Source organism: Acinetobacter sp. AOR12_HL (assembly GCF_027855275.1).
GTDB lineage: Bacteria > Pseudomonadota > Gammaproteobacteria > Pseudomonadales > Moraxellaceae > Acinetobacter > Acinetobacter baumannii.
Genome location: NZ_JAKTIJ010000005.1, coordinates 267,561 through 282,036, shown reverse-complemented (window position 1 = coordinate 282,036; position 14,476 = coordinate 267,561). Strand labels below are relative to the sequence as shown.

Here is a 14,476-nt window from a genome sequence, read left to right as displayed (position 1 = left end):
CTTGTTCCTTAATTTCAGGAAGAACTTCACCTTTCTTACAATAATGGCGTGTATTGGGTTGTGCAGGCGTTGTCCAGTAACCTGTTCTAGGACAAGCTTCTCCAGCTTGAACAGATTCTTGATATTGTGACTCAGCATCTTGTCCACTTGTTAAATCGTCCACACTATACGATGTACCATATAGAGCAGCCGTAAGGTCCTCAAAAGTTCTCAATCTTAATGGAGTTACCTGTTTTAGTAGCTTCATGTGAACAGGAAGATTAACTTTTGTTAGGTACTGTAATGATTCTTCCCCACCTAATGCCAAAGCAGGCTCAAAGGCATACATTTCATCTGCCTTTAAAACCCCTAATTTTTTTACAGCTCGATCAAATAGTTTATTGCCGTTTTTGTCTGTGTAATCTAGATAATTTTTTTTAGGTAAAAAGAAAAAATCACTACCATAAAACTCAGCACTTTCTAACTGTTCTCCATTGTCATGTAAGATACCTTCCATTGTTTTAATGTAGTATCTACCACAATTACGTTCGCCCCAAATTAACAGCTCACCAAATGCAGAACGGGCCAAAACATGATAGGCATCATCATCCAGTAATGGGGTCTCCTCTAACCAGTCATAAATCACTTCAGCGTAATCGTCTGGGTTAGTAATCCAGTACAAACCATTCAAATAACCAGCAAAACCAAATAAACGCCATTGCTCTAAAATACTTTCAGGCAGTTTACCCCGATATTTTTTTATGATGTCCTCTGTCACTTCAACTTTATCAATTGGCTGACCATATTTCTCATAAAAGTAATCAATATCTTCTTGGTTCATCTTACTACCCTCTATTACTTACAACGCTTCAATTCAACATCCATTGCATCTTTCCCCATTCCCTTTGCTTTAGCTTGAGCTGCCGCCGCATCCATATTGGCAAGACGCTTCTTTGCAGCCATTTGAGAACCAATAGAACGATTTACGCCACTATGTCCAAAATCATCTAGTGTAGGGGGCTTTTTAGGATCATATTTGACATCAAAACCACCTAATTGCATATCTGGATTATGTAAGACATCTAATCCTTCTAACGTTTTTTTAGCATTATTTTCAGCCATTCTTTCTATTTGGCCTTTCGATAATTGAGGTTGCTCTGTTTTTAATTTTTTATATTCAGATTCCTCTAACTGTCGTTGCATATCTTCTCGGATTCTTTGTTGCTGAGTACCTGTTCCAGCCCGCTTATACTTTTCATAAAGTTGTCTGTTCTGTTGATACTCCTCAACCGTCAGACGGTTAAGCCCTTCCTCTTGTCGCTTAAGCTGGCGATCAAACTCGGCATCTAGTTCAGCCTGAGACTTACCAGTCTTTTTCCCCCAACTATTCTTCAACCCTTTTTTCGGTTCCAAACACGGCTCAACCACATGCTTTGGTTTCATTTTCCTTGGTGGTGGAGGTGTTTCTTTCTTTTGACGATGGCTGGTTTCTGTTTTTTTACCGGAACTAACATTGGCCTCATAACGCCCTGTAGGGGTGTTCTTACCACCGCCACCAGCATGTGCCATTGCTAATGGTGGTTGAGGTAATAAATGACCAATCGCCTTATCCACTTCATCACACAACTGATCAATATACTTTTTGATGGTATTTAAAACATGGTTTAGTGTTGCCTGAAATTTTGCTAAGGCAACTTTCAATGCACCATTGAACCGTATCAAACACTTATTAATGACAGATAGGATTCGGTCAATATTATTTTTTAAAGTATTAAAAGCTTGTGTCGCTATGCCTTTCCATGGTCGAGACCTTAACCATGCCTCTGGTGCCTTACCCCATGGACATTTAATTTTGAGCTTTGTTAAAGCCGCCTCAAAATACTCCATGAACTTAAATAACTTGACCTTACTAACATCTTTTGCCCGGCTTGATTTCACAATCGTTTTGATTGCTGAACCAACTTCAGGAATGATACCCACACTTGTCAAAGCAAGTGCCATATAGTTATCTTTCGTTCGGGCTTTCTCATCCGACAAGGTGATAAAGTTGGCAATCAAATCGCGGATATCACACACCTGATCAGCTACAGGTATAAGACTAATAAGTCCACCAACAATAATCTGAGACATTGAAGGATCTTTATTAAAGTCACCCTTGAGCATGCCCCATAACCAGCTCCCTTGATCGGCGATTACCTTACTGGTGTTATAGTGGGTCACCGCCTCATTGTAATGAGCCTGCCCACTGTAAAATAATATCTTTTCCCACCATGACAGATTAGGATCAGGCTTACTCGTATCATAGGTCATATAACCTTTATACATAGCTGGATTATCATTGAGATACTTTGCTAATTTTTCAGCGCCATACCAGAACTGCTGTTGTATTTTCGTAGGTCGTTCTGCGATCTTTGACCAGAATTGTTGATTTTGAGGATCTGGCATAATTCTTTATTCCTCTTTTCCAGTCTTTGTACTGCTTCCAAGTTGAGTAAACCAGTCATCTACTTCTAAAGCTGGAAACTCATCTTTACTTTGGTCTTCCCCATATTGGATTTTGGCTCGTCCAGCAGGTACACCACTCACAATAGCCTTACCCGAAGCATCTAGTTTTCCTTTACGGATGGAACCATCAGATAATAAAACCTCATATTCAGCACCTTTAACAGGTGTCCCATCGCTATGTAAATATTCCAGCAATAAGTCATCTGTCTTGATTTCTTGTGTTGGTAAAGACGGTAAAATATAGTTCGCCTTTGCCCCACCCATAAACACATGCTGCCCCGCCTTCACTTCAAATTTGCCGCCCGTGACTGGGAAAATACCTGAGCTATTAATCTTGATTTGGGAACTACCCGAGGTAATCACAATTTCTTTAGAAGCATTAATTTCTATTTTGTCTTCTGTAGAAATAATCTGGATACCTTTACGGGCAATTAAATCTGCTCCATCGCCTTGCGCTTGTATCTCAACTTTACCTTTGCCTGCATAGAGCCGTGCTCCCTGTTGAGCGGCAAACAGGCTAATCTTGTTTTGTGCATGTGCAATCAGGTTCTTTTGAGTGCTTAGGCTAATGCTGTCCCCAGCATTTTGGCTTAACTGACCATCTGCACTTAAATGAATATCTTCATTACTAGCGACTGCAATACTGTTTGGTGCTGTTAAGACCATCAAGGCTTGCTTAAAAGTGGCAGCTTTGTCCTGATCTTTTTCTTCAATTTGCTCTATGAACGTTTTTAAGTTCTCAAACATTTCCAATGGATCAGTTTGCTGGTTTTTAGCAACTTCACTCAGTGCCTTAGCATTATTAAGACCACCTTCGATTTGTTGCTTGGCATCGGCTGCATCTAAATGTGTGCCTTGAGCTTGGTCCTGTTTATGGGTACTAACAAGTAAACCTTTACCTGCTCTAACCGCGCCCCACTGGTCAGTTCTGAGTTCAAAGCCCTCTCCACGACCATCACTCTCGGCCTTATCTTTTGGATGGCTTAAGTTGCCTAAGTTTAACTGACTGACCGCATGGCTACTTTGTAACTGTGCACTAATTTGCCCAGTCGTATCATCAAAACGCAGCTGGTTAAAGCCTTTACCATCCACTTCTTCTGAACGAATACCGCTGAGTTTTTTAGTGTCAGGTAGCTGCCCTTTCTGGTCGAACTGGGCTGGATGACGTTCGGCTTCATGAATACGTCCCACTACAAACGGACGGTCAATATTGCCGTCAAAGAAGTCGATAACCACAATCTCACCAACACGTGGCAAGAAGCGTGCACCATACCCTTTTCCAGCCCACGGGGTTACAACATCAACCCAAGCCGAATCAGTATCGTTGTCGTTACTCCCCGCGCCTCCATCATGGCTATGGTCATTAGCTCGGGTAAACAAGAAACGAACTTTAATACGGCCCCACTGATCAACATGGATACTTTCACCTTCAGGTCCGACTACACGGGCACGTTGTACAGAGGCTTGAGGACGATCTTGTAAGGGCTGGTATTCAGGAACTGTCTTGATATGGCGACGTTGTAAAATCAGTTGATTGCCTTGACGCTCTTTTGTATGACTAGATTGCCAATGGCTTTGTGTAGTTAAAGTTTGTATTTGCTGGTCTAAGTCTTTCGGTAAGTTATTTTGGTTGTAGTAATGCTTACCAATGATCAGAAACTCTTTATCTGCCCCACTATGCAGATCAATTTCAGGGTGTTCATTCAGTTCAAACCAGTAACCAACTTGTGTATCCCGTACTGTGGTTTGAGCAACAAACTGCTTGGATTGGGCATCATGGTAAGCGCTTAAGTTCTGGTTAAATTTTTCCAGTTGTTGATTACTTGCTGAGGTTGCCCCATCTTCGCCGTTTAAATCCTGCATCCATGCCGGACTGAAGTGCCATGCATCTTCAAGGCTTAAACTTTGATTGTCATAGCTGGTACTATGCTGATGTGTACTTTGTACACTGCCTGCCCCATCAGTTTGTTGTAGTACATCTGACTGCCAACGCTGCACAAAAACAGAAGTCGGCTGCAAATGACGTCCAGCGATCAAACTGGTCATACTGTCAAACTGTTCAGTTGCACTGCTACGATGGAAACGGATTGTCCTTCTAGTCAGTGCCTGATACTGGCTATTGTCATCAATAAGGCGTAATTTTTGTGGCTGAATATTGTCCGTATTGCTCGCCACGGTAAGCTCAGCTTCATCAATCAACCAGTTAATGCCTTCACTCCGCCATAAGCGGGTTAGAAAGTCATAGTCACTTTCATTGAGCTGCATAATGAAAGGCCGGATATCGTATGCCTGTTTCAATCCACTTAAATCTAAAGTCAGACTAGAAGCAAATAAAGGACTTTTCCCCTGCCATTCTTTAAACAGAATTTCGCTAATATCCCGTACACTTTTGTTCATAAACACACGACTGTTTCTGCGTTTATGCCAGAGGTAGGTTGGATCAGATATCGTGAGTTTATATAAGGTTAGAGCACCATCACTCTGTCCTTGTGATGCTCCAGTAATAATCCCTGTAGTACGAAACTGTTGGCCTTGATCTGTGACCTGATCAACCGCAACCTGCAACCCAATAAATGTTTTGAGTGAAATATGAGCATTGGTTGATAAACAAATCAGCTCGGCTGTCATGCCCTGATTAAGATAATGTTGCCCATCTATACGTTGTAAAAAAACCTGGCTATTCAGGGATGCATCTGAAAACTGGAGATACACCGAACGATGCTGTGAGAGAAAACCTATACTCTCTAAAACTTGGGAAATATTATTAAACATTACGTTTGTTATAAATGAGACTTAATCGATTATATTTTATAAAATGCGTACAGATCTGTCTATTTTTTATATCAATTGCAATGTTAATGGCTAGTCGGACACCCTATCCATACACTAAAATAAAAAGCTCAATACTTCAGCGACCTGTGCCGCTAACTCATCTTTAAAACTCATGAAATACACCTACTGCGGAGATTGCAGTGCCAAAGATCTAAAGTCGATCAAAATAAAAATTGGCGTAATTGTAGCAGATTTATAGGTCCTGTTTAGAGATTGTTGAGTTGTCTATCCGTGTTTTCATATTTGGAATATTTTTAATTGAGCCATTAAAAAAGCCTGTTCAATATCAACAGGCTTTTTACGAATAAACTGAACAGCTTATGCTAATTTCTTTTCTTCAATAAATTGGAAATCGGCAATTTGTGCATCCCAAAACTCAGTCCACAGTGCACAATAATCAAGACATAGTTGAGTCAAGCTTTCATAATCATCTTTGGTAATAGCTTGAGCCAAAGCAAACCAAAGGTCATCTTGATGGTCATCATCAGCTGCTTCAGCTGTTTCATCTGTTGAAACGCCATGTACATGGTAATAACCACCACCCTCAACATCGATATTTACAAACTTGGTTGCTTGTCGTAATGGCGGGCTAAAAAGAATGACTTCTTCTTCTGCCACCGCCAATAATGCCACCACATTAATATAACGATCGTAAGAAGCTTCTAAAAATGTTCTCACCTGATCTGCAATTTTTGAAGGTTTATAATTACGGCGGTCAGCCTCAGTCAAACCATAGTCATTTAGCAAATCTTCATATAATGGATAATGTGCATATTCAGGATTGCCTAAATAATAATTATCTTTATCTAAACCCGGTCGAAAACCAAATTCATCTAATATATTTAAGCTCAACAACACCCGTGGAAACATTTTAGCGCCCGAGTGAAGCTTTGGCTCCAATTGTTTTGTCAGAAACTGCGCCTTTAATAAAGCATCGGTAAAAATCTGAACAATGGCATGACGATATTCTAAATGAATACGAGTGAGGGTTTGTTTATCAAGATAACCGTTATTTAATATTTCAATTGCAGGGTGTTTACTTACTGGCAATTGCGCAATTTTATTCCTTAATTGTTTGAGAAACTGTAAGTTTTCTTCCCATTGTGAAGTGGGAATACTATCTTTCATCCCCTGCAATGCTTTTTCTCTTGGATTATTAAAGTCTTCAAATTTTTTTGACATAATCATTCTCAATAAAAAGTTTTTCTTATAGTTAAGCTAAAGGCTATCCCTCTATTTCCATTACGTATTCGAACGTAAAAAGGATAAATTCCGTATACCCATACTTAACGAATTGATATTATGTTTATTATCTCAACAAATCAATGGATTAATTAATATTATTTAAAAAAGTAAACTATTGCCAATAAAATATTTATTTCTTTATTTATCAAGGCAAACCAAGCTATTGAATAAATATAATTTTTTAAATATCATTAAATAAGTTTTATTTAAGCTTTCATACTTTACAATAGCAAAGTTAATCAAAAAATATCTATGACGGGGCAACCAATGTCAAAAAGAGAAACGATTATAACAACAGCAATGACCCTTTTTAATCAGAAAAGTTATACCTCTATTGGGGTAGACAAAATTATTGCTGAATCTAAAGTTGCAAAAATGACTTTTTATAAGTACTTCTCTTCTAAAGAAGTTTTAATTGAAGAGTGTCTTCGCCGAAGAATTTTAGAAGTCCAAACTTCTTTATTAGATAAAGTTAATAGTGCAGATGACCCATTAAATAAACTGAAAAGTATTTTTAATTGGTATATCGACTGGATTAACACTGAAGATTTTAGTGGTTGTTTATTTAAAAAAGCAACGATAGAAGTCCTGCAGCTCTATCCTTCTATTAAAAAACAAGTAAATAAATACCGTGAATGGATTTACAGTTTAGTTTTATCTATATTTTTAGAGTTAGAAATTGAAGATCCAAAAGTATTAAGCAGTCTTTTTCTTAACATTATAGATGGGCTTATTATTGACGGGACTATTAACAAACCAGAAATTAACTCTGAAGAAACATGGTCTTATATAAATAAACTCATTGAGCTTGAAACAAAACAAAAATATGAAGCTGCTTAAAAAATTTAATTATTACGGTTCCTTACCATATTATAAGTTTTATTTTGAAGATGAGAGGATCTGTAAAACATGCTCTATCAGGTGATCAGATCTGTTTTTTATCTGGTTCAATATAAAGTTCAGGCCGATATGTTTTAAAAGCACAACCGCCTGAACTCTATATAAATTTAGTTATTCTAAATATATCAATTAATAAACATATAGATTTTAATAAGTTAATCTTTAAGAAAAATACCCTTTAAAATATAAGTAAATAACAGTTCTCTCGTATCACCCCTAGTTTCATCTAGCAGCTGAATAATAGCCCCCTCTAATGTAAATAAAAACATATCGCTATCGCTTTTCGTAGCATCTTTCTTCACAGTTAAAAGCAATTTATAAACTTCAGTAGTTAACCAATGCCGATACTGTACAACCACTTGATAAGCTGCGGGGTAGAGTTTCTCAATTTCAAAAATAGCCCTAAATAGCAAGTGGTAATAACCATCCAGACTGGTATGTAAAAAGAAAATCTTCTTGAGTTTTTCACGCAAGATTAAATCTTTTTGTATGTAAATGATTGAGCGCACTTGTTCTTTTAAGACGTCTTTTTGAAAGTGTAGGCACATTTCAATAAGCCGTTCTTTAGAGTGGAAATAGTTATAAAACGAAGCTTTTGGCACCTCTGCTTCTCGCACAATGTGGTCTACTCCTACGTTATGAAAACCATGTTTATTAAAAAGATATCGAGACTTATGGAGTACGCTTAACGCGCGAAATGAGAGATCTGAATATGGCATATAGTTACCGTTATAAAATAATTTCTTGTTGTGTATAGAGATAAAACGACTGCAACTTTTGCTCTAAGCAAAAAAAGCATGCAAAGGCCCCAAAGACTGCGCTAACGCATCTCAAGTTTTATTGTTGATATGATTTTTTAGTCGTGAAGAACTGATGCCTGAAAACCTAAAGGTGATCAAACTGCATTAAAGACTAACTGGGAGGTGTAAAAATAGTATGCATAGCCAACTCCTTATTTTGGGAGTTCTGCCAAAGCATTAATAAAAGATTATGGTGGCAGAACGAGCAAGGGTTCGCAGACTGATAGTAAAGAATCAGCACACCCAAAGGTGTCCCTCACTCGTCCTACCGCAACGAGCGAGGGACGATTGTACACACAAGACTACTCCTCAGAGGGAATAATCTGATGCCTTTACTAATCGGTCTGCGACAACCGGCTGGCAATGTAGGCCAGCAGGCAAAGGATAATCTGAGAGTTTAGAAGTGTCAATGTGGAATTTATGACAAGTTTTAAAAATTCTTATTATTTTTCATTAGATTAACTAAATTATTATTTTAGATATTATATTAAGTAGTAGTTTTTAAATTTAACCAAATATCTGGGTTAAACAAAATGAGCACCTTGCGACTGAATCAGTTGCCCTACATTTACAGGCATACCCAACAAATAACCTTGGAACTGCTGACAGCCCAAGCGTGTTAAAATCTCAACTTGTTGCTGTGTTTCCACCCCTTCGGCTGTTACGGTTAAACCTAACTTTTTCGCCAAATGAATAATACTTTCTAAAATGACTTCTTCTTTTGAGCCCGGTTTTAAATCGACAATAAATCCACGGTCAATTTTAAGTTCATCGACTGGTAAATCTTTTAAATATAAGAAGCTTGAGTGCCCTGTTCCAAAGTCATCAATTGCCACACGAATGCCCATATCGCGCAGTCGCTCACAAGCACGAATGCTTAAGTCGATATGCCGCATTGCGGTTGATTCGGTAATTTCAATAATGAGGTGATGAGGCTGAATTTGGTATTTTTTTAATAAGCCTTCGAGAGTACTAAAGAGCTTTTTATTTTCGAACTGCAAGGCCGATAAATTGACTGCGATTGGATAAAACTGCGTATTGCTACGTTCCCATTCCTGAATTTGTTGGCAAGCTTGCTCAAGTGCCCAATATCCCATTGGAATAATTAAACCTGTCTTTTCCGCGCCACCAATAAACATATGCGGTGTCAGCATACCTAAAGACGGATGGTTCCAGCGAATGAGTGCTTCTACCCCACAAATCTCAAGATTGGTATTAAATTTTGGCTGGTAGTAGAGAACAAATTGTTTTTCTTCGACTGCTTTGTATAAATCATTGATCAGTTTTGACTGACTTCTTGTTTCTTGTTGATGGGTAGAATAACTAAAGACGGTATAAGTATTGCGGCCCTGCTCTTTAGACATCAGCATGGCAGCATCGGCATTCATCAGCAGGTCTTGAACATTTTGCCCATGTTCAGGGAACAGTGCGATACCTAGACTTGCTGAAATATTAATTTCTTTACCGGAAATTTGGTAACTGTCTTGAATAAGATGTAATACTTTTTCAGCAAGTTGCATTGCCTCTTCAGTATCAGTGTTTTCAGCAATTAGTAAAAACTCATCCCCACCAATTCTAAGCAATTTACATTTTTCATTGAGTTGCCAATGTAAACGATTGGCCATTTGTATAAGCAGTTGATCACCAATGTGGTGTCCAAACGCATCATTTACCGATTTAAAACGGTCTAAATCAATATAGAGAAAAGCAATTTTTTGGTCTTTATAACGGTGATCTGACAGGAGAACTTCGGCGTAATCCACTAAATAAAGTCGGTTTGGTAATTTAGTTAAGTTATCTTGAATAGAGAGGTTGGCTAATTCTTTATTGGCTTTGCGCAGTTCTAGATTTCGCTGGTTCAGTCGTTGTTCCAGCACGGCAACAATAAAACTCGCGACCAGTACCAGACAGGTAACCAAAATAATTGTAAATAGCAGCAAGTCATGTTCAGCCTGATATTGGCTTACAAACTTATCAGTAATATTTGTCGAAATAAGTGCCGTATAGTGCATCCCCATAATACTTAGGGTCATCATCACTGCAAAGGCTAATTTTAAACTTATACGGTGACGTTCACTTTCTTTTAATTTATAGGCCAGCAAGAAAGCTAGTCCCGACCCGCTCATGGCAATTAAAACAGAAAATAAAATAAGAAAAGAGGTATAGTCTTTCTTATAAATATCAATATTCCAGCCTAACATACTCACATAATAAGAAGCAGAAATCCCAATTCCCATAATGACTGAGCTTAAAATGAGTCTAAATATAGGAAGTGTAAAACGAGAAGTCAGCCAAATTGCGACACTTGAAAGTACAGCACTAATGCCAAAAGCCAGTGTAATTAAAGGAACGTTCGAGGAAGCTGCTTCAAATAAATGGTAAGCATGCATGCCGACAATATGGACAATACTAATCGCTGCTGCGAGTAATAATCCATTGAGTAATAAAATAAACGGCTCAATCTTTTTATAAGTTTGCTTAAATATTAACTGCTCCATGGAAATCACAATATAGCAAATAGCGCCAGCCGCAATAAAAGAGCCGACGATCAATGTGCTATCGTAATCAACATGACCCATATTGGACTTCCATGATTATTCAATACTTTTTTTTATTTTGTTCAACTCATTGCACAAAATACAATTAAACACGTTAAAGAAAAATTAGTAAATTCGACTTTTTTAGTCAGTTATAAACAATAACATTATCTAACATTTGGTCAAGTATTTTTTACTTTAGAAATCAATAAAGTAAACAAAAATTAAGCATCCAATTATATGAAAAATATAGGATTTCTTAAGTCTAGGTCAATTGACCTTAATGATGTTTTTTTAAACTTGTTTTAGGGGCTAATAAAATAAAAAACCCTGCATTTAGCAGGGTTCTTTTAAAAACAATAGAAAAGAGAATTAGTTTTTCTCTTTGTCTACGATCTTGTTCGCTTGAATCCAAGGCATCATCGCACGTAATTTAGCACCAGTTTGTTCAATACCATGTGCAGCATTTTGACGACGACGAGCTGTCATAGATGGGTAGTTCAACGCACCTTCTTGGATGAACATCTTCGCGTATTCACCAGATTGAATACGTTTTAATGCATTACGCATTGCTTCACGAGACTGTTCATTGATTACTTCAGGACCAGTTACATATTCACCGTACTCAGCATTGTTAGAAACTGAGTAGTTCATGTCAGCGATACCGCCTTCGAACATCAAGTCAACGATTAACTTAAGTTCGTGTAAGCATTCGAAGTAAGCCATTTCTGGTGCATAACCAGCTTCAACCAAAGTTTCGAAGCCCATTTTCACAAGTTCAACTGCACCACCACAAAGAACTGCTTGCTCACCGAATAAGTCAGTTTCAGTTTCTTCACGGAATGAAGTTTCGATAATACCTGTACGGCCACCGCCTACGCCAGAAGCGTAAGAAAGCGCAACGTTACGTGCATTACCAGAAGCGTCTTGGTGAATTGCGATTAGGTCAGGAACACCTGAACCACGTTGGAATTCTGAACGTACAGTGTGACCAGGAGCTTTAGGCGCAACCATGATTACGTCTAAGTCTTTACGTGGAACAACTTGGTTATATAGAACAGAGAAACCATGAGCAAATGCTAAAGTCGCGCCTTCTTTGATGTTTGGCTCAATCACGTCACGGTAAAGTTGTGATTGGAATTCATCTGGAGTCAAAATCATTACGAGGTCAGCTTGCTTAACTGCTGCTGGGACTTCAGCAACTTTAAGACCAGCGTTTTCAGCTTTCTTCCAAGAAGCTGAACCAGCACGTAAACCTACAGTTACGTCTACACCTGAGTCTTTAAGGTTAAGTGCATGAGCATGACCTTGAGAACCGTAACCAATAATCGCAACTTTCTTGCTTTGGATGATTGATAAGTCACAGTCTTTATCGTAAAAAATTTGCATTTGTGTTCTCCGCTAAAATACTTTTTAAAAAATTAAATGGCTAAAACTTTTTCGCCACGGGCGATACCTGATACACCTGAACGAACGACTTCAAGAATGGTGTTTTCTGCAAGCGCATCGATAAAACCATCTAATTTTTCAGTTGTCCCTGCTATTTGAATGGTATAGGTCGTTGGTGTCACGTCTACAATTTGCGCACGGAAAATATCCGCAGTGCGTTTAATTTCAGCACGTGAAGCACCTAATGCTTTTACTTTGATTAGCATGAGTTCACGCTCAATGTGTGAACCTTCTGATAAATCAACTACTTTTACCACCTCAACAAGCTTGTTGAGCTGTTTCGTAATTTGTTCGATCTTATGATCATCGCCATAAGTCGTTAACGTCAAACGCGATAATGTCGGATCTTCGGTTGGTGCAACATTAAGTGTTTCAATGTTGTAGTTACGTTGACTGAATAAGCCCACCAAACGAGAAAGCGCACCAGCTTCGTTTTCAACGAGTACAGAAATAATGTGTCTCATTAAATGCGCTCCCCTTTAGAAATCCACATATCACGCATAGATTGACCTGCAACCTGCATTGGATAAACGTGTTCGCTACGGTCAACCATAACGTTGATAAATACGCATTTATCATTGATTGCCATTGCTTCTGCAAGCTTAGATTCAAGTTCATCGGCATGATTAATTTGAATGCCTACATGACCATAAGCTTCCATTAACTTGGCAAAGTCAGGTAATGACTCAACATAAGAACTTGAATGACGACCTTCATAGTTCATATCTTGCCATTGTTTCACCATACCTAATGCACGGTTGTTCAAGCACAAGATTTTTACGTTCAAGCCATATTGTTTACAGGTTGAAAGTTCCTGAATACACATCTGAATTGAAGCTTCACCCGTAATACAAACAACTTGCTGGTCTGGGAAAGCAAGCTTCGCAGCCATTGCATAAGGTAAACCAACACCCATGGTGCCAAGACCACCTGAGTTGATCCATTGGCGAGGACGTTTGTACTTATAATAAAGTGCACCAAACATCTGATGTTGACCTACATCAGAAGTAATAATGGCATCGCCATTGGTCACTTTATATAAAGTTTCAACAACCTGCTGTGGCTTCATAGTGCCATCAGATGGATTTTCATATTTCAAACCATGAACTTTGCGCCATTCATTGATTTGAGACCACCAAGCTGCAATTGCTTCAGGATTTGGTTTAGACACATTTAATTGTTTTAACTGTGCCAACATTTCTTGAAGAACTGGCTCTACTGCACCAACGATCGGAATATGCGCCATAATCGTTTTTGAAATGGTTGCAGGGTCGATATCGACATGAATCACTTTTGAGTTCGGGCAGAACTTGGCTGGGTTATTTGTTACGCGGTCATCAAAACGCGCACCAATCGCCAAAATTACGTCTGCATGGTGCATTGCCATATTGGCTTCATATGTACCGTGCATACCTAACATGCCAATAAACTGTGGGTCATCGCCCGGGAATCCGCCTAACCCCATAAGTGTGTTAGTTACCGGATAACCAAGTAAATGTGCAAGTTCGGTTAATAACGCAGAAGCATTCCCTTGTACGACACCACCGCCTGTATAAATAACAGGACGTTTTGCAGTCAGTAATTCATCAATTGCTTTACGAATTTGACCAGAGTGGCCGCGTGAAGGTGGTTGATATGAACGCATCTTCACTTTTTCAGGGTATTCGTATGCAAACTTTTCTGCAGGGTTAGTCGCATCTTTAGGAATATCGACTACAACTGGACCAGGGCGCCCACTTGATGCGATATAGAATGCTTTTTTAATAATTGCAGGGATTTCACTTGCGTGGCGGACCTGAAAGCTGTGTTTCACGATAGGACGTGAAATACCAACCATGTCAGTTTCCTGGAAAGCGTCTTCACCAATCAGATGTGATGCAACCTGGCCAGACAAAACCACCATTGGGATTGAGTCCATATAAGCTGTTGCAATTGGAGTTACTGTATTGGTTGCGCCTGGACCAGAAGTGACCAGTACTACGCCTGTCTTACCTGTAGCACGCGAGTAGGCATCTGCCATATGACCAGCAGCTTGCTCATGGCGCACGAGGTAATGATTGATTTTGTCTTGTTGAAATAGCGCATCATAAATATGTAATACTGCGCCGCCTGGATAACCAAAAACATGTTCAACGCCTTCGTCCGCAAGAGCGCGAACGAGCATTTCACCACCAGATAAAAGTTCCAACGTGATTCACCCTAAAATCTTATATCACTATTTTATGGAAG

10 protein-coding genes are annotated in these 14,476 nt (G+C 38.8%); 1 reads left to right on the top strand and 9 read right to left on the bottom strand.

Going from position 1 to position 14,476, the window contains the following annotated elements; translation table 11 throughout:
- The 4 genes from MKL36_RS02370 to MKL36_RS02355 form a co-directional block, all read right to left on the bottom strand.
- Positions 1-820: type VI secretion system immunity protein, TaeI family (locus tag MKL36_RS02370; protein WP_270908964.1), on the bottom strand; the 820-nt coding region annotated here is incomplete at its 3' end.
- 14 nt (positions 821-834) lie between these two features.
- Complete coding sequence (tafE, locus tag MKL36_RS02365) at positions 835-2,424, bottom strand: type VI secretion system effector DNase TafE (RefSeq protein WP_021510545.1); 1,590 nt, start codon at positions 2,422-2,424, stop codon at positions 835-837.
- Positions 2,425-2,430: 6 nt separating this feature from the next.
- Positions 2,431-5,256, bottom strand: coding sequence for a DUF2345 domain-containing protein (locus tag MKL36_RS02360; protein ID WP_021510544.1), 2,826 nt, complete (start codon positions 5,254-5,256; stop codon positions 2,431-2,433).
- A gap of 378 nt (positions 5,257-5,634) precedes the next feature.
- A complete protein-coding gene (locus MKL36_RS02355; protein WP_021510543.1) occupies positions 5,635-6,498 on the bottom strand; it encodes a hypothetical protein in 864 nt (287 codons plus the stop codon).
- 330 nt (positions 6,499-6,828) lie between these two features.
- Between MKL36_RS02355 and MKL36_RS02350 the strand changes: the two genes are divergently transcribed.
- Positions 6,829-7,401, top strand: coding sequence for a TetR/AcrR family transcriptional regulator (locus tag MKL36_RS02350; protein ID WP_000043984.1), 573 nt, complete (start codon positions 6,829-6,831; stop codon positions 7,399-7,401).
- A gap of 215 nt (positions 7,402-7,616) precedes the next feature.
- On the opposite strand, the gene MKL36_RS02345 is transcribed toward MKL36_RS02350, so the two are convergent.
- The 5 genes from MKL36_RS02345 to MKL36_RS02325 all read right to left on the bottom strand — a co-directional run bounded on the left by MKL36_RS02345 (position 7,617) and on the right by MKL36_RS02325 (position 14,435).
- Positions 7,617-8,180, bottom strand: coding sequence for a TetR/AcrR family transcriptional regulator (locus tag MKL36_RS02345; RefSeq protein WP_021510542.1), 564 nt, complete (start codon positions 8,178-8,180; stop codon positions 7,617-7,619).
- Positions 8,181-8,785: 605 nt separating this feature from the next.
- Positions 8,786-10,840: a bifunctional diguanylate cyclase/phosphodiesterase gene (locus MKL36_RS02340; RefSeq protein ID WP_000510211.1), complete on the bottom strand. Its 2,055-nt coding sequence runs from the start codon at positions 10,838-10,840 to the stop codon at positions 8,786-8,788.
- Positions 10,841-11,170: 330 nt separating this feature from the next.
- A complete protein-coding gene (gene ilvC / locus MKL36_RS02335; RefSeq protein WP_001165443.1) occupies positions 11,171-12,187 on the bottom strand; it encodes a ketol-acid reductoisomerase in 1,017 nt (338 codons plus the stop codon).
- A gap of 32 nt (positions 12,188-12,219) precedes the next feature.
- A complete protein-coding gene (gene ilvN / locus MKL36_RS02330) occupies positions 12,220-12,711 on the bottom strand; it encodes an acetolactate synthase small subunit (RefSeq protein WP_001215920.1) in 492 nt (163 codons plus the stop codon).
- Positions 12,711-14,435, bottom strand: a complete 1,725-nt coding sequence (locus MKL36_RS02325; RefSeq protein ID WP_000422094.1) for an acetolactate synthase 3 large subunit — start codon at positions 14,433-14,435, stop codon at positions 12,711-12,713. Before MKL36_RS02325 ends, ilvN begins: the two co-directional genes overlap by 1 nt.
- Positions 14,436-14,476: the final 41 nt, after the last annotated feature.

Excerpts from the sequence above, each read along its gene's own strand:
- tafE (WP_021510545.1), bottom strand. The coding sequence starts at position 2,424 with ATGCCAGATCCTCAAAATCAACAATTCTGGTCAAAGATCGCAGAACGA.
- MKL36_RS02360 (WP_021510544.1), bottom strand. The coding sequence starts at position 5,256 with ATGTTTAATAATATTTCCCAAGTTTTAGAGAGTATAGGTTTTCTCTCA.
- MKL36_RS02355 (WP_021510543.1), bottom strand. The coding sequence starts at position 6,498 with ATGTCAAAAAAATTTGAAGACTTTAATAATCCAAGAGAAAAAGCATTG.
- MKL36_RS02350 (WP_000043984.1), top strand. The coding sequence starts at position 6,829 with ATGTCAAAAAGAGAAACGATTATAACAACAGCAATGACCCTTTTTAAT.
- MKL36_RS02345 (WP_021510542.1), bottom strand. The coding sequence starts at position 8,180 with ATGCCATATTCAGATCTCTCATTTCGCGCGTTAAGCGTACTCCATAAG.
- MKL36_RS02340 (WP_000510211.1), bottom strand. The coding sequence starts at position 10,840 with ATGGGTCATGTTGATTACGATAGCACATTGATCGTCGGCTCTTTTATT.
- ilvC (WP_001165443.1), bottom strand. The coding sequence starts at position 12,187 with ATGCAAATTTTTTACGATAAAGACTGTGACTTATCAATCATCCAAAGC.
- ilvN (WP_001215920.1), bottom strand. The coding sequence starts at position 12,711 with ATGAGACACATTATTTCTGTACTCGTTGAAAACGAAGCTGGTGCGCTT.